At 63.0% G+C, this 15,048-nt stretch carries 13 protein-coding genes; 8 read left to right on the forward strand and 5 right to left on the reverse strand.

The window, feature by feature from the left end:
• Nucleotides 1-56 precede the first annotated feature (56 nt).
• Together E4M07_RS03595 and E4M07_RS03600 are read right to left on the reverse strand one after the other, a co-directional pair.
• Complete coding sequence (locus E4M07_RS03595) at nucleotides 57-515, reverse strand: hypothetical protein (RefSeq protein WP_136656902.1); 459 nt, start codon at nucleotides 513-515, stop codon at nucleotides 57-59.
• A gap of 87 nt (nucleotides 516-602) precedes the next feature.
• Complete coding sequence (locus E4M07_RS03600) at nucleotides 603-1,511, reverse strand: LysR family transcriptional regulator (RefSeq protein ID WP_136656903.1); 909 nt, start codon at nucleotides 1,509-1,511, stop codon at nucleotides 603-605.
• Nucleotides 1,512-1,585: 74 nt separating this feature from the next.
• Between E4M07_RS03600 and E4M07_RS03605 the strand changes: the two genes are divergently transcribed.
• From E4M07_RS03605 to E4M07_RS03625, 5 genes are all read left to right on the forward strand, one after another.
• Entirely contained in the window at nucleotides 1,586-2,359 is a 774-nt protein-coding gene (locus tag E4M07_RS03605; RefSeq protein ID WP_136656904.1) for a sulfite exporter TauE/SafE family protein, read from the forward strand.
• The gene (locus E4M07_RS03610; protein WP_136656905.1) at nucleotides 2,349-3,440 is read left to right on the forward strand and encodes a D-cysteine desulfhydrase family protein; all 1,092 of its coding nucleotides are present in this window, start codon (nucleotides 2,349-2,351) and stop codon (nucleotides 3,438-3,440) included. Before E4M07_RS03605 ends, E4M07_RS03610 begins: the two co-directional genes overlap by 11 nt.
• 35 nt (nucleotides 3,441-3,475) lie before the next feature.
• Entirely contained in the window at nucleotides 3,476-4,450 is a 975-nt protein-coding gene (locus E4M07_RS03615) for a TAXI family TRAP transporter solute-binding subunit (RefSeq protein WP_136656906.1), read from the forward strand.
• A gap of 82 nt (nucleotides 4,451-4,532) precedes the next feature.
• Complete coding sequence (locus E4M07_RS03620; protein ID WP_136656907.1) at nucleotides 4,533-7,148, forward strand: TRAP transporter permease; 2,616 nt, start codon at nucleotides 4,533-4,535, stop codon at nucleotides 7,146-7,148.
• Nucleotides 7,148-7,585, forward strand: coding sequence for a universal stress protein (locus E4M07_RS03625; RefSeq protein WP_136656908.1), 438 nt, complete (start codon nucleotides 7,148-7,150; stop codon nucleotides 7,583-7,585). The genes E4M07_RS03620 and E4M07_RS03625 overlap by 1 nt, the downstream gene beginning before the upstream one ends.
• Here E4M07_RS03625 and E4M07_RS03630 read toward each other — a convergent pair.
• From E4M07_RS03630 to acdA, 3 genes are read right to left on the reverse strand one after another with little or no spacing between them, the layout of a single operon-like run.
• Complete coding sequence (locus E4M07_RS03630; protein ID WP_136656909.1) at nucleotides 7,542-8,756, reverse strand: CaiB/BaiF CoA-transferase family protein; 1,215 nt, start codon at nucleotides 8,754-8,756, stop codon at nucleotides 7,542-7,544. The genes E4M07_RS03625 and E4M07_RS03630 overlap by 44 nt on opposite strands.
• A 12-nt stretch (nucleotides 8,757-8,768) precedes the next feature.
• Nucleotides 8,769-10,388 carry a thiamine pyrophosphate-binding protein gene (locus E4M07_RS03635; protein ID WP_136656910.1) on the reverse strand — a complete coding sequence of 540 codons (1,620 nt, stop codon included), beginning with the start codon at nucleotides 10,386-10,388 and terminating at the stop codon, nucleotides 8,769-8,771.
• Nucleotides 10,385-11,593, reverse strand: a complete 1,209-nt coding sequence (gene acdA, locus E4M07_RS03640) for a 3-sulfinopropanoyl-CoA desulfinase (protein ID WP_206057165.1) — start codon at nucleotides 11,591-11,593, stop codon at nucleotides 10,385-10,387. Before acdA ends, E4M07_RS03635 begins: the two co-directional genes overlap by 4 nt.
• Before the next feature lie 96 nt (nucleotides 11,594-11,689).
• On the opposite strand from acdA, the gene E4M07_RS03645 reads away from it, so the two are divergent.
• From E4M07_RS03645 to recA, 3 genes are all read left to right on the forward strand, one after another.
• Nucleotides 11,690-12,550: a LysR family transcriptional regulator gene (locus E4M07_RS03645; RefSeq protein WP_136656912.1), complete on the forward strand. Its 861-nt coding sequence runs from the start codon at nucleotides 11,690-11,692 to the stop codon at nucleotides 12,548-12,550.
• Between the two features lie 543 nt (nucleotides 12,551-13,093).
• Nucleotides 13,094-13,492 carry a hypothetical protein gene (locus E4M07_RS03650; RefSeq protein ID WP_136656913.1) on the forward strand — a complete coding sequence of 133 codons (399 nt, stop codon included), beginning with the start codon at nucleotides 13,094-13,096 and terminating at the stop codon, nucleotides 13,490-13,492.
• Nucleotides 13,493-13,800: 308 nt separating this feature from the next.
• On the forward strand, nucleotides 13,801-14,895 hold the full coding sequence (recA, locus tag E4M07_RS03655) for a recombinase RecA (protein WP_136656914.1): 1,095 nt from the start codon (nucleotides 13,801-13,803) through the stop codon (nucleotides 14,893-14,895).
• Nucleotides 14,896-15,048 lie beyond the last annotated feature (153 nt).

Raw genomic sequence — 15,048 nt, forward strand, 5'->3', positions numbered from 1 at the left:
TTAGCGCAAGGGGCCCGGCAATTCAATTTCCTATGGCGGGTGCGACATGCGGGGTGCTAGTTTGCCGGCGTGTCGCGAAATAGTACGACGCCATATTCGCAGGAAAGCGCCGCGCAATCCTTGGGCGTGATGCGGACGACGCGCCGGCCCGCGGCCTCGAGATCGAAGATGAAGTAGGTTGCGGAAAAATCGTCGGGCTTGGCATCGATCACGGTGCCGTCCCCGTCCACCAGCTCCGCCGACAGGCCGCTGCAATTGGCGCAGGCAACCGCTACCTGGTAGTCGTCGGGTCCAAGCTCGCCCAGGTTCATGCTGCCGGTCCGGCCGGCATTGACCGTGCCGAAAGCGCCGCCGAGCTGGACGAGCCTGCGCCCGTACCGGGCGCCGACATCGTGCATCTGGGCCGCCATGATCTGCAGTTCCTTCAACAGTTCCTCGGACGGCTCCTGCGCGATGGCGGGACCGTTCACGAAAATAATCGTCATGAGTGCCGCATGCAGCATCGGAATACGCATCGGGTCCACCTCCTTCAGCCCGCGGCGCAGGTTAGCCTCCTTGCCGGGCCGGCACAATTTGCGGTTTCAACGCGCGCCATTGCTGTTTCAAGCGGCTTCTGGAAACCGCTTGGCCAGTTGCTCCCGCAAATACTCCGCCAGGCGCTGCGCCGACGTCGAAAGCGTTCCCGAGCTGCGCGATACCAGATGGAACGACCAGCGAAGCGCCGGCTCGAAGGCCAGGGCGCAGGTTCCCTCGATCGCCCGGGCTGCGACGATCTGGTCGACGATGCCGATGCCGACGCCGCTGGCGACGAGACCGGCAATGGCACTCTGGGTGCGCGCTTGAGCGCGGATTTTCACCGATAGTCCGGCGCGGGCCAGATGCTGGTCCAGGGCATATCGGAACGGGCTGCCCGTGTTCAGGGCTATGAACGGCTCGGACTGGATCGACGCCAGCTCGATCGGAAGGGTGCAGGCGGTACGCCAGCCCGCCGGCGCGATCAGCACCGAGCGGGTGGAAAGCTCGGCATGCACCGTATGGGTCTTGTCGCGCACGCCCGAGACCAACGCCAGGTCGACGTTTCCGGCTTCGAGCAGGGTCAGCGCCCGGTGGGTGTCAGCGACCTCCAGGGTGATTTCGACGAACGGATTGTCGCGCATGAAGCGGCCGAGCATTGCCGGCAACAGATATTCCGAGACCACCGGAATGGCGACGATGCGCACATGCCCGCGCCTGGCGTTGCGGATCGCTTCGGCCGATTCCTGCAGGTTTGAGATGATCGGCAGGGCCGAGGCGACGTCGCCGAAGAACACCTGGCCGTCCTCGGTCAGCTCCAGCCGCCGGCCGATCTTGCGAAACAGCGTCAGATTGGTCCAGGCCTCCAGCGATTTCAGCAGGTGGCTGATCGCCGGCTGGGTGACGTTGAGGTGCTCCGCTGCGGCGGCCACCGAGCCCAGCGTGACGACCGCGTGGAAGGCGTGAATGGCCCGAAGGCTGAGACGGTCATTCAACATTACATTAGGTTCTTTAATATATTAAGAACAAAAAAGTCAATTGTTTTATCGGACGGGCGTCCTAAGCTGACGGCATGTGGACTTTCGAGCTGACAGAGTTGCCCGTTACCGAATTCGGCCTGGCTTTCGGTCTGGTACTGCTGGGCTCCTCCCTGCAGGTGGCGACCGGCGTCGGGCTTGGCCTGATTGCCGGGCCATCGCTGCTGCTCTTTCTGGACAGTGCGGCGGCGATACAGACGGCCATCATTCTCAACCTGGTGCTGACGGCCTGCCTGCTGCCGACGGAACTGCGCGACGTTGCCGGACGGCCGCTGGCGCATATGTGCCTGTGGGCCTGCATCGGCATTCCGGTTGGCACGGTTCTGCTGCTGATGGCGGATTCGACCAGCTTGAAGATCGCCAGCGGCCTGGTGGTGTTGCTTGCTGTGGTCCAATTGCGCTTCTTTCCGGCGCCGCAGGCGGTAGGTCCGGGGTCTCACTCATGGGTGGTCCGAGTCGGCGGTACGGTGTCGGGCGGCATGACAGGCGCCCTGGCGGTGCCGGGTCCCATCGCGCTGTGGACGCTGCTGAGCAGCGGGCTCAATCCGGCCGCCGTGCGCGCTACGCTGCGCGCCTATTTCTTCATCGCCTATACCGTGGCGCTGCTCATTCATCTGCTGATGACGCAACGCGGGGAAGGCAGCTTCAGCCTCAGCCTGGTGTTGCTGCCCGCCGTCGCCATCGGCATCGGGCTGGGCCAGGCAGGGCGCAACGCCATCGGGTCGGATCGCCTGCGCCTGCTTCTCGAGGTCGTCCTTGTGATCATGGGAATTTCATTGCTGAGCAGGGGACTCCTCGATGCCGTCTGATCGCCTAGCCGATATCGAGCTGCTACCGGAACTCGGCCGGCACCCGCGCGTCGATCTGGGTCTGATACGCTCCGGCCTCGACCCGCTGCGACGGCTTGGCGACAGCCTCGGTATCACGCTCTACGCCAAGCGCGACGATACCCAGCCGCTTGCGATGGGCGGCAACAAGACACGACAACTGGAGTATTATTTGGGCCTGGGTGCCGAGCAGGGCTGCGACACGGTGCTGATCACCGGCGCAGTCCAATCGAATTTCGTCCGCTCCACCACCGCCGCGGCCCGGCGTCTGGGCTGGCATGCGCTGGTGCAGCTGGAGGACCGCGTGCCGAAAAACGACCCGGTTTACGCCGCGTCAGGCAATGTCCTTCTCAGCCAGCTGCTGGGTGCCGAGATCCACCGCTTTCCCGAAGGCGAGAACGAGGCAGGCGCCGATGCCAATCTCGATCGTCTGGCAGAGCAATGCGAGCAACGTGGCCGCAAGCCATACGTCATCCATCTCGGCATGGACAGTCAGCCGATCGGCGCCCTGGGCTACGTCTATGCAGCCCTCGAAACCTGGCGACAATTCCAGGATCTCGGTACAATGCCTGATTATGTGGTGATCCCCTCGGGCAGCGGATTGACCCATGGCGGTTTTCTGGTCGGCGCCCGTGCCATCGGCTGGGATGTACCGGTCCACGGCATTTGTGTGCGCCGCGCCGCCGAACTGCAATCCGTGCGGATCGCCACAAGGGCTGCCGAAATCAACGCCATGCTCGACAATCGGGCGACGCTGACACCGCAGGACATCCTGGTTGACGACACGACGCTGGCGCCCGGCTACGGCCGGATCAACGACGCGGTTTCGTCGGCCATCCGCCGCGCCGCGCGGGACGAGGCTCTGCTGCTCGATCCCGTCTACAGCGGCCGCACCATGGCGGGCCTGATTTCGCTTGTCGAGCGCGGCTTGATCGAGCCCGGCGCCTCCGTTGCCTTCATTCACACCGGAGGTACTCCGGCGATCTTCGCCTACCAGAACGATCTGGTGCCGGAGGGAAGCGAAAACGGCGAAGTGCTGCCGCAGGGCAGCGTCGCAGTATGAACCGCATGACTGTTGGATGAAATGGGAGGATCCAGATGAAAACGTCCATCAATCGCCATCTTGGCAACCTTGCCTTTGCCGGAGCCCTGTTGCTGACGGGTGCCGCGACGGCGGCCGAACAGCAATTCGTGTCGATCGGCACGGGCGGCGTCACCGGCGTTTACTATCCGACCGGCGGCGCCATCTGCCGGCTGGTCAACAAGGATCGCAAGGAGCACGGAATCCGTTGCTCAGCTGAATCGACCGGCGGATCGATTTACAACATCAACACCATTCGCGGCGGCGAACTGGAATTCGGTGTCGCCCAGTCGGACTGGCAGTACCACGCCTATAACGGCACCTCGAAATTCGAGGACCAGGGCAAGTTCGACAAGCTGAGGTCGATCTTCTCGGTACACCCCGAGCCGGTCACCGTGATCGCGCATTCCAACACCGGCGCCGAGAACATCACCGACCTGAAGGGCATGCGATTGAACATCGGCAATCCAGGTTCAGGCACCCGCGGCACCTGGGAGGTGCTGGAAGGGGCGCTCGGCTGGGACCGCAGCGACTTGAAGCTGGCAGCCGAAATGAAGTCGGCCGAAACCGGCCAGGCGGTCTGCGACGGCAAGATTGACGCCTATTTCTGGCTTGTCGGCCACCCGTCCGCGCTGACCCAGGAATCGCTCGCCACCTGTGACGCGCGCCTGGTCAACGTGACCGGCGAGGCCATCGACAAGCTGGTCGCTGACAACCCATATTACCGCAAGGCAAAGATTCCTGCCGGCATGTACAACAATGCCGAGGACATCGACACCTTCGGCGTGGGCGCCACCTTCGTCACCAGCACCGACGTGCCGGACGAGGTCGTCTACACGGTCGTGAAGGCCGTGTTCGACAATTTCGACCAGTTCAAGAAGCTGCACCCTGCCTTCGCCAATCTCAGCGAGCAGGAGATGATCACCGACTCCCTGTCGGCGCCGCTGCATGACGGCGCGGTCAAATACTACAAGGAACGCGGCTGGATGTAGCCGTCCGACCTGCCGGGGGCAGTGAGCACCCCGCGGCGGCCCGAGAGGAGACGGGTCACCGCGGGGTCGAAGGGGGGAGGAGATGACCGAAAAGCACGCCGCAATTCACGAGGCTGACGACCTCGTAGCCCAGGTCGATACCGGGGCCCGACATCCGGCCGACTGGCAACGCAACCTGATACCGGTGACCGCCTTCGTCTGGGCGCTGTTCCAACTCTATATCGCCTCCAACCTGCCGTTTTACCTGACTGACGTGACCGGCATAAGCGTCATAGTCACCAATTCAAACGCCCGGCTGATCCACCTGGCCTTCGCCATGTTCCTGGCGGCCATGGCATTCCCGCTTTTCCGCGCCTCGCCGCGCGACCGCATACCGCTCTATGACTGGCTGCTCGGGCTGCTGGGCGTAGCGGCCTGCCTCTACATTCTCGTCTTCCGCAACGAAATCGCGGACCGGGCCGGCCTGCCGACGACGTCCGACCTGGTCATGTCGTCCATCGGCATGGTCGTGCTGGCGATCTCCGTCTACCGGGCGCTCGGCCTGCCGCTGGTTATCGTCGCCATGGTCTTCATCGCCTATGTATTCTTCGGCCACAGCGACTTCCTGCCCGATGTCGTCCAGTGGAAGGGCGCGTCCTTCGGCAAGGCCATGTGGCACTATTGGATGCAGAACGAGGGCGTGTTCGGCGTGGCGCTCGGCGTCTCGGCCACGCTGATCTTCCTGTTCGTGCTGTTTGGCTCCATTCTCGAAAAGGCGGGCGCCGGCAATTACTTTATAAAGATCGCCTTCGCCCTGCTCGGCCACCTGCGCGGCGGCCCGGCCAAGGCCGCCGTCGTCGCTTCGGCGCTGAGCGGGCTCTATTCCGGTTCGTCCATCGCGAACACGGTGACGACCGGTACCTTCACCATCCCGCTTATGAAGCGCACCGGCTTCCCGCCGGAAAAGGCCGGCGCTGTCGAGGTCGCCTCGTCGACCAACGGCCAGCTCACCCCGCCCGTCATGGGTGCTGCGGCCTTCCTGATCTCCGAATTCACCGGCATCAGCTACACCGAGATCATCAAGCATGCTTTGGTGCCGGCTTTGGTCTCCTATATCGCGCTCTTCTACATCGTCCACCTGGAGGCTCGGAAGCTCGACCTCAGGGGCCTGCCGAAACCGCCGTCGTCGATCAACTTCGCCGGCAAACTGATGGGTTTCCTCGCTGGCTTTATCGGAATCTCGGTACTCGGTATTATCGTCTATTACGGCATGGGCTGGATAAAGGTCGCCATTCCGGGCGCCGCCTTCACGGTGGTCGTCCTGGGGAGCGCCGCGACCTATCTCGTGCTGCTGTGGTTGGCGTCGCGGCACCCGGACCTCGAAGTCGACCCGCCGGATGCGCCGATCACCGAGCTGCCGCGCGCCGGCGCCACGGCGATCACCGGCCTCTACTACATTCTCCCGATCGTTATCCTGATCTGGTGCATCATGATCGAGCGGCTGTCGCCGGCGCTGTCGGCCTTCTGGGCGACCATCGCCATGATCACCGTGGCGCTGACACAGCACCCGATCAAGGCGATCATGCGCGGCAATGCCGATGTCGGTGCGGCGGCGCGGCGCGGCGTTTCCGAATGGGTCGACGGCATGATTGCCGGCTCGCGCAACATGATCGGCATCGGCGTCGCCACGGGCGCTGCCGGCATCATCGTCGGTACCATCTCGCTGACCGGCGCACACCAGGTGGTCGGTGAGTTTGTCGAGTTCCTGTCCGGCGGTCATCTGCTGCTGATGCTGGTCCTTGTGGCGATCATGAGCCTGATCCTCGGCATGGGCCTGCCGACGACTGCGAACTACATCGTCGTGTCGTCGCTGATGGCGCCGGTGATCGTCGCACTCGGCGCCAAGAGCGGACTGATCGTGCCGCTGATCGCGGTGCATCTGTTCGTCTTCTACTTCGGCATTCTCGCCGACGACACACCGCCGGTCGGGCTCGCCGCCTTCGCTGCCGCCGCGATATCGCGAGCCGACCCGATAAAGACGGGCATTCAGGGCTTTGCCTACGATATCCGCACGGCGCTGCTGCCTTTCCTCTTTATTTTCAATACCGAACTGTTGCTCATCGACGTATCGCCCCTCAAGGGCGTGTTCGTCTTCGTCACGGCGGTGATCGCCATGCTGTTATTTGCAGCAGCGACGCAGGGCTTCTTCCTGACACGCAACCGCATCTGGGAGACGGCCGCTCTGCTTGTCGTGGCGTTCACCCTGTTCAGGCCCGGCTTCTGGCTGGATCAGATCGACCCGCCCTATATCGACCGTCCAGGGGCGGAGATCCACCAGGTGGTGGGAGCGCAACCAGCTGACTCCCAACTGCGCGCTTCCATCTCCGGGCCTGATTTCAACGATCCCGACAAGCGTATCGAGACCACCATCGTCGTGCCCCTCGCCGCTGTCGGTGACGGTGAGGCACGTCTTGAAGAAAGCGGCATCCTGGTCATGGTCGACAATGGCCAGGCTGTGCTCGAGGAACCGTTCCCCGGAACGCCTTTCGAAAGCCTTGGACGGGAGTTCGACTTCTACGCCGACGATCCGGTCACCGTCAGCATGGTGCAGGTCGCCAAGCAGCGGAGGCCCAAGGAGTTGTTCTACATACCGGCGCTGCTGGTGCTGGTCGTCATCGTAATTCTGCAGCGCGGCCGCGCGGCAAGGGAGGTCTCGTGATGGGCGATGGTACTTTCAAGTCGATCCTGCTGCCGATCGACCTGGCGTCGGAACCGAGCTGGAAGCGTCCGCTGAATCTGGCGCTGGAACTGGCGGTCGGCGGCGCCATGCTGCACGTTATGACGGTTGTACCCGATTTCGGCATGTCGATCGTCGGATCCTATTTCGACGAGGGCTTCGAAAAGAATGCCCTCGATGACGTTGCGAAGCAGCTCGAGGCCTGGACTGCGGACCATGTTCCCGACGGTGTGGACCATCGCATTCACGTTGCGCACGGAACCATTTATGCGGAGATCCTGCGGGTGGCGGACGAGCTGCAATGCGATGCCATCGTCATGGCTGCCCACCGGCCGGAGTTGAAGGACTATCTGCTTGGTCCCAACGCCGCGCGCGTCATGCGCCACGCTGGACAGTCTGTCCTGGTCGTTCGAGATTAAGCTGGTCGTCCGTCAGAACCTCGTCCGTGTCGGCGCCCATGACAGGCGGCGCGCGGCGATAGGTCACCGGCGTCTTCGACAGTTTGAGAGGATTGCCGATCAGCGACACCCGGCCGTCCGCGGCTGCCGCGGTGTCCATGTCGATCCGCATGTCACGGGCCGCCACCTGGTCGGAGGAAAACACCCGGTCGAGCGTATTGACCGGTCCTGCCGGAACCTTCAGGGCCTCAAGGCCGGCAATCACCGTGTCGGTGGCTCTCGCTCGCAGGATCTCCTGCACGATGGGGATCAGCTCCGCCCGGTTCTCGAGTCGCGCCGGGTTGGTGGAAAACCGCGGGTCCGTGGCCAGTTCCGGCCGGCCCAGCCAACCGGCGAAGCGTTCGAACTGCGCATCGTTGCCGACGGCGACGGTGACGTGGCCGTCGGCGGTTTCGAACACCTGGTAGGGGGCGATATTGGGATGGCCGTTGCCACGCCGCTGCGGCACGGCGTCAGTGGTCAGGAAGTTGACACCCTCGTTGATCAGCCAGGCGATCTGGCTGTCCACCAGCGCCAGGTCGATGTGCTGGCCTTCGCCGGTGCGGTTGCTGTGGCGCAGCGCCGCCAGGATGCCGACCGCCGCGTACATGCCGCACATGACATCGGCAATACCGACGCCGACCTTCATCGGCTCGCCGTCGGGCGCGCCGGTCAGGCTCATGATGCCGCCATAGCCCTGCGCCATCAGGTCGTAGCCGGGCTTGGAGGCGTTGGGCCCGGTCTGGCCGAAGCCGGAGATCGAGCAATAGACCAGATGCGGGAAGTCGCGCAGCATGGTGTCGTGGTCGAGGCCGTATTTGGCCAGCGACCCCGGCTTGAAATTCTCGATCAGCACGTCGGCCGAGGCCGCAAGCGCGCGCACGGCCTGCTGCCCCTCAGGATTGCTGATATCGAGCGCGACGGACTTCTTGTTGCGGTTGGCGCTCATGAAATAGGCGCTGAGACCGGTTCGTTCGCCGTCAGGGCCGTTGACGAAGGGCGGCCCCCAGGTACGGGTATCGTCGCCTCCGGTCTTGGGGTTTTCGACCTTGATCACTTCGGCCCCGAGATCGCCCAGCAGTTGGGTACAGGTCGGGCCGGCGAGAATGCGGCTGAGATCGAGGATGACGAGCCCATCCAATGCACCTGCCATGATGGTCACTCCCTAAATGCGTCCGTCATAGGATTGCGGGTCGATGACCGCCGCGATGACTGAGAACCGGTCTGCCCCCAGCGCCTCGACCAGGGCCTGGTGCAGTTCCCTTCGGCTGGTCACGGTGTGCCCGTATCCGCCGAACGCCCGGCCGATGGCTGCGAAATCGTGGCTGCCGAAATCGACGCCAGCGTTGCCCAGTTGCCGCTGCCGCTGCTTCAGCTCGATCAGCGCCAGGCTGGAATCGACAAAAACGACGAAGATGGCGCGGCTGCCGAGTTCGGCCGCCGTCGACAGTTCGCCGGCGACCATGAGCATGCCGGCGTCGCCGGAAAATGATACGACCGGTCGCTCCGGATCGGCATGTTTGACCCCGATCGCCAATGGTACGGCGCATCCCATCGTGCAAAACGCCGTGGACTGCAGCAGGCTGCGCGGCTCGTAGCACGTCCACATCTGCGACAACAGAATGCGGTGAGCGCCGGAATCCACGGTGGCGATGGTGTCGCGCGGCAGCGTACGCCGGCATTCGTCGACGATAGCCGCCGGCCCCCAGTCGCCGTCGCTTGGAAAATTCCCGGCCAGCCGTGCTTTCGCCGTCTCGATTTCGCCGTTTGCCCAGGTCTCTCCCGCCGCGACGCCCGCCTGCAACGCCGCGAGCGTCGCTCCGGCATCGCTGACGAAATGCAGTGATGCCTGGTGCATGTAGTGATGGTTCGGCCCGGCGGTGATGTCGACGACATTGACCTTTGCCGGGTCCCAGACTTCGCGCCAGCCGGTACGCATCTCGATCGGATCGTAGCCGACGCACAGGATGAGATCGGCTGACTGAACGAACGGGATCAGCGTTCTGTCGGCGAGTGGTGACAGGCCTGCGCCGCCGAGGCACAGTGGATGGTTCTCGGGAACGATTCCCTTGGCCTTGTAGGTGGTCACCAGCGGCACGCGGTAGTTTTCGGCAAAGGCCCGGACGGCGTCGCCGGCCTCGTCCTTCAGCGCATCGAGCCCGACAATCATCACCGGTCGTCTGGCGCGGCGCAACCACTCTCTGGCGCGGTCGAGGTCAGGGCCCTCGGCGGGCGCCGTGGGCGAGGCGGCTGCCCGCCGGCGTGGCCGCACGGCACCCGGCTTCGCATCGGCGACCGAGATCGGAACGTCGATATGCACCGGCCCGGCGCGGCCTTCCGTCGCCATGCCGACCGCTTTGTCGGCAATGGTGTCGGCGCCTTCGGCCGTCAGCATGAACGTCGCCCGGGTGATCGGCGCGAACACCGCCTGGTGGTCGAGGATCTGATGCGTGTAGGTCAGTGCCTCGTCGGCATCGACACAGCCGGTCAGCACGATCAGCGGCACCCGGTCCTGTTCCGCATTGGCGACGACGTTGACGCCGTTGAGCGCCCCCGGTCCGACGGTCGCGACCAGGATGCCCGGCGCGCCGGTACGGTGGTGCACACCCTCGGCCATGAAGCCGGCATTGTTCTCGTGCTTGGCGAGCACGAAGTCGATGCCCGCCTTCCGCAGAGCGTCGACGATGGTCAGCACCTCGCCGCCCGGCATGCCGAAGGCATGGCGGCAACCGGCCTCGTAAAGCCGCCGCGCCAGCAGGTCGGCGGCGCGCAGATCGCCCGTCATGATGTCGTCCCCGCGTTCCGCGCATGGCCGTTGCGGGTCTGTGGCGTCTTGATCCCCAGGAGGTTGCCGGCGACCTGGGTGCGCAGGATCTGCGCCGTGCCGCCGCCGATGGTGAACATGCGCACGTCGCGATACATGCGCTCCAGCGGCTCCCTGTCGCCGTACCCGCGAGCGCCGAATATCTGCAGTGCGTCGCTGACCACCTTGATCGCCGCTTCCGAGGCGAACAGTTTCGCCCGTGCCGCCATGGTCATGTCGGGGAACGGGCTGCCGTGCGGCCCGCGCGAGCGCGCCGCTTCGTGCAGCATCAGTCGCGAGGCATGGACCGCGGTGTCCATGTCTGCGAGCATCCATTGCAGGCCCTGGAACTCAGCCAGCGGCCGGCCGAACTGCTGGCGCTCGAGCAGATATCGCCGGGCGTGGTCGAGCGCCCCCGCCGCGACCCCCATCGCCACCGCGCCGGCGCCGACGCGTTGGCTGTTATAGGCATTCATCAGATCGGCGAAGCCGCGCCGGAATCCGGAGGGCGGCACCAGCGCCATTGTCTCATCGACCTCCAGGCCGTCAAACGCCAGCTCGGCCTCGGGCATGCCGCACAGCCCCATTGTCCGTTCGCGGCGCACGATCTCGAAACCCTTCGGCTCGATGCCGCGTTCGGGATCGCGGAGCACGATGAAGCCGCCGATGCCGCGTTCGCGATCGTCCTCGTCCACGACCCGCGCGAAGATCAAATGCAGCCTCGAAATTCCGCCGCCGGTAATCCAGTGCTTTCGGCCGGTGATGCGATAGGTCGAGCCGACCTTGCGCGCCGTCGTCGTCATTTCCGTGGCGGCGCTGCCGGCCTCCGGCTCCGTGATGCAGATCGCCGGCTTGTCGCCGGAGAGCACAATGGGTGCGCAGAAGGCTTTCTGGTCCTTGGTACCATAGGCCATGATGGCGCTGATCGCGCCCATATTGGCCTCCACCACGATGCGTGCCGAAAGCGTGCAGGCCTTGGCGACCTCCTCGATCGCCAGCACCGCATCGTGGAACGATGCGCCCTGGCCGCCATACTCGCGGGGCAGGGTCATTCCCATCAGCCCGGCCTCGGTCAGGTCGATGACATTGTCCCAGCAATAGCTGCGTTTCTTGTCCCAATGGTCGGCACGCGGTGCAAATTTAACGGCCAATTCACGGGCTCTTTCCTGGAATGGGTTGGTGGTCATCGAGGCCTCCTTTGGCGGGATGACAACCATCCTAAAGCGTATTAAATTCACCACAATCGAATAAATATTGATATCAAATACAGGATTTATTGATTTATGCAGACCAGATCGTTGCGAACGCTGGCGAAAATCGCCCGGATCGGATCCTTCGCCGCGACGGCGGAGCAGCTCAACATGACACTGTCGGCGGTCTCCATGCAGATGAAAACGCTGGAGCGCGACCTCGATGTGGCGCTGTTCGACCGATCCTTCCGGCCGCCGAAACTGACGCCACAGGGTCGTGCCATCGCTGGCCGCGCCGAACGACTGCTTACCGCCGAGGACGAACTGCTGCAGTTGTGCAGTCCCGGCAACCAACTGGTCGGCCGTTTCCGTATCGGCTTCATCGCCACGGCAAGCGTTCGCTTGCTGCCGGATTTCCTGCGCCATGCCGGCATCCGGGCGCCGCGGGCCCGTTTCGATCTCGAAACCGGATTGTCGGAAGCGCTGGAGGAAAAGGTCCTTGGCGGTCAGCTCGACGCGGCCGTCGTCACGGCTTCCGGCAAACCTGACCCGCAGCTTGACTATCTGACCTTGCGCGTCGAACCCCTGGTCTATGCCCTGCCGGCGGCGGCCCGGGACCGGCCGCTTGACGACCTTGTCGAAGAGATGCCGTTTCTGCATTTCGCGCCGGGCACCGGCATCGGCAAGCTGATCGCCGCCTATATCGGCCGTCCCGATGGCCTGCGCCCACGAAACACCATCGTGCTCGACGGCGTCGAGGCCATCGTGGAATGTGTCAAATCGGGCCTCGGCCTGACACTGTTGCCCGCTGCCGATATCGGTCGATACGCCGATGAGCGGCTCGCCACGCGGACGCCGCAGGGCCTCGAACCGACACGGAAAATCGTGCTGGCGACGCTGAAAGGCAGCGCCGCCCATGGCAGGCGGGCTCTGCTTGAGGCGCTGTTTCGCTGAATTCAGGCGAGGGCGCGTCCGTATCGATTTCTCAGCTGCGCAAGATCGAGGATTTTCAGTCCGGAGTAATACCAGACTGGCCATTCCCGATTCTCATATCCCGAATAACTGTTTCGTTCCCATCATCCCTGGGAATCATTTTACATGTATCCGGGACATATCCGATGTGGGACATATATATCCGCAATGCCCTCCCGACACGTGTAAGTCGTCAAAAGGGTACTATTCACAACCTATGGGATATGGAAACACCGGGTGCAAATGTGAAAAGCGGGCACGCTGGCTGCAGCCGGTACAAGCCTGTTGCGTTTTATCGTAAAATGCGCCTTGCGGTTGATTCGCCGCAAGCAAACTGAGATCGGCTTTGGCTGCAACCAGAGCCGATCTCAGAATCAAAATGACCTGCAAAACGATTTCGGTACACCGCACGCAGGTCACTCGGTCAAAAGGGAATCTATGCCCTCCGTTAACATAGAGAAGTATAGCGTTCCTAAACGACTCGGGCAAGTGCGGTGTGCCTTCGACCTTTGAAGGAACACGCATATGTTATTGGAAGAAAAGATCGAATTAATTCGAGACGCAATACGGGACCACCAACAAGTCACCGGCTTGTGCAATCAATATCCCCGAGAATTCTGCCCCCACGCGCTCGGCACCAAAAACGGCAAATGGAACACTCTGGTGTGGCAGTTTGGCGGCCTTTCAGAAAAGGGATTACCACCAGAAGGGGCTTGGCGATGCATGGAACTGATCGACCTTGATCAAATTGCACAGCGTCCGGGCGTATGGCATCGGGGATTTGTTTTCGGTCGGGGCGAGCAAACGTGCATCGACCGTATGGATACTGTAGTTGACGGCGATCACAGTGCCGAAGTTCGCGAAACTTTTGGCGGGCGTATTCGGCAGCGCGGGCTTCAGCCTCAACGCCGGAGAAGATTGTAGTGTAAATGCCACCGTCTCCTGTCGGTTCGACACAAGTGACAAGCCAATCACCCGGCAGGGGTTCATCTGCATATATTTCGGCTACTGCATCGATTCGATTCTCAAGCATCTATACACCTATTCCCAATTACATGTCTGTGAGGGATATATCTGACGCACATTGATTCAGACAAAATGAGAACAAATCATTTTTAATGTATATTATTCAATAGTTTATATGCCTGTTGCAAATTGAGAACAAATGCAGTACATTTTTTCCGTGCGGCTTTCATTGCCAGTGATGCGTATATAACCTAAAGGTGGACGGAATGGCTCAGAACTCTTTGCGGCTTGTAGAGGAAAATTCGGTGGACAAAAGCAAGGCACTCGACGCGGCGCTCTCACAGATCGAGCGGGCCTTCGGCAAGGGCTCGATCATGAAGCTCGGCTCCAACGAGAACGTCGTCGAGATCGAGACCGTCCCGACCGGATCGCTGGGGCTGGACATTGCGCTCGGCGTCGGCGGCCTGCCCAAGGGGCGCATCATCGAGATTTACGGGCCGGAGAGTTCCGGCAAGACCACCATGGCGCTGCATACGGTCGCCGAAGCGCAGAAAAAGGGCGGCATCTGCGGCTTTATCGACGCCGAACACGCGCTCGACCCGGTCTATGCACGCAAGCTGGGCGTCGACCTTGAAAACCTTCTGATTTCACAGCCCGACACCGGCGAACAGGCGCTGGAGATCACCGACACGCTGGTGCGCTCCGGCGCCATCGACGTTTTGGTGATCGACTCGGTGGCGGCACTGACGCCGCGCGCCGAGATCGAGGGCGAGATGGGCGATTCGCTGCCCGGCATGCAGGCGCGGCTGATGAGCCAGGCGCTGCGCAAGCTGACGGCATCGATCTCGCGCTCCAACTGCATGGTCGTCTTCATCAACCAGATCCGCATGAAGATCGGCGTCATGTTCGGTTCGCCCGAGACGACGACGGGCGGCAATGCGCTGAAGTTCTATTCCTCGGTGCGCCTCGACATCCGCCGCATCGGCTCGGTCAAGGACCGCGACGAGGTGGTCGGCAACCAGACCCGCATCAAGGTGGTCAAGAACAAGATGGCGCCGCCCTTCAAGCAGGTCGAGTTCGACATCATGTATGGCGAGGGCGTTTCCAAGACCGGCGAGCTGATCGATCTCGGCGTCAAGGCGGGCATCGTCGAAAAATCCGGAGCGTGGTTCTCCTATAACAGCCAGCGCCTCGGGCAGGGCCGCGAGAACGCCAGGCTGTTCCTGAAGGAAAACCCGGCGGTGGCGCAGGAGATCGAACTGGCGCTGCGCCAGAACGCCGGGCTGATCGCCGATCAGTTGCTCGAGGAGGGCCATCCCGACGACGGCGACGAGGGCGACGCGGACGCCGCAGAGGGCTAGAATTCCCCAACCGCAATTCCGACGCGGCCGGCGGCATTGACGATGCCGCCGGCCGATTTCGTTTGCCGCAATGGAAATCGCGGGGTGGCCGGAGGCTGCGGCTGGACAGTCCCTCGCGGGGCGGATAAAAGCCGAACGGGCCCGTCGCGGCGG

The sequence above is a fragment of the Nitratireductor sp. XY-223 genome (assembly GCF_004959855.1).
Taxonomy (GTDB): Bacteria; Pseudomonadota; Alphaproteobacteria; order Rhizobiales; family Rhizobiaceae; genus Hoeflea_A.

Bases quoted from the DNA above. Each gene is read 5' to 3' on its own strand.
- E4M07_RS03595 (WP_136656902.1), bottom strand. From the start codon at position 515: ATGCGTATTCCGATGCTGCATGCGGCACTCATGACGATTATTTTCGTG.
- E4M07_RS03600 (WP_136656903.1), bottom strand. From the start codon at position 1,511: ATGTTGAATGACCGTCTCAGCCTTCGGGCCATTCACGCCTTCCACGCG.
- E4M07_RS03605 (WP_136656904.1), top strand. From the start codon at position 1,586: ATGTGGACTTTCGAGCTGACAGAGTTGCCCGTTACCGAATTCGGCCTG.
- E4M07_RS03610 (WP_136656905.1), top strand. From the start codon at position 2,349: ATGCCGTCTGATCGCCTAGCCGATATCGAGCTGCTACCGGAACTCGGC.
- E4M07_RS03615 (WP_136656906.1), top strand. From the start codon at position 3,476: ATGAAAACGTCCATCAATCGCCATCTTGGCAACCTTGCCTTTGCCGGA.
- E4M07_RS03620 (WP_136656907.1), top strand. From the start codon at position 4,533: ATGACCGAAAAGCACGCCGCAATTCACGAGGCTGACGACCTCGTAGCC.
- E4M07_RS03625 (WP_136656908.1), top strand. From the start codon at position 7,148: ATGGGCGATGGTACTTTCAAGTCGATCCTGCTGCCGATCGACCTGGCG.
- E4M07_RS03630 (WP_136656909.1), bottom strand. From the start codon at position 8,756: ATGGCAGGTGCATTGGATGGGCTCGTCATCCTCGATCTCAGCCGCATT.
- E4M07_RS03635 (WP_136656910.1), bottom strand. From the start codon at position 10,388: ATGACGGGCGATCTGCGCGCCGCCGACCTGCTGGCGCGGCGGCTTTAC.
- acdA (WP_206057165.1), bottom strand. From the start codon at position 11,593: ATGACCACCAACCCATTCCAGGAAAGAGCCCGTGAATTGGCCGTTAAA.
- E4M07_RS03645 (WP_136656912.1), top strand. From the start codon at position 11,690: ATGCAGACCAGATCGTTGCGAACGCTGGCGAAAATCGCCCGGATCGGA.
- E4M07_RS03650 (WP_136656913.1), top strand. From the start codon at position 13,094: ATGTTATTGGAAGAAAAGATCGAATTAATTCGAGACGCAATACGGGAC.
- recA (WP_136656914.1), top strand. From the start codon at position 13,801: ATGGCTCAGAACTCTTTGCGGCTTGTAGAGGAAAATTCGGTGGACAAA.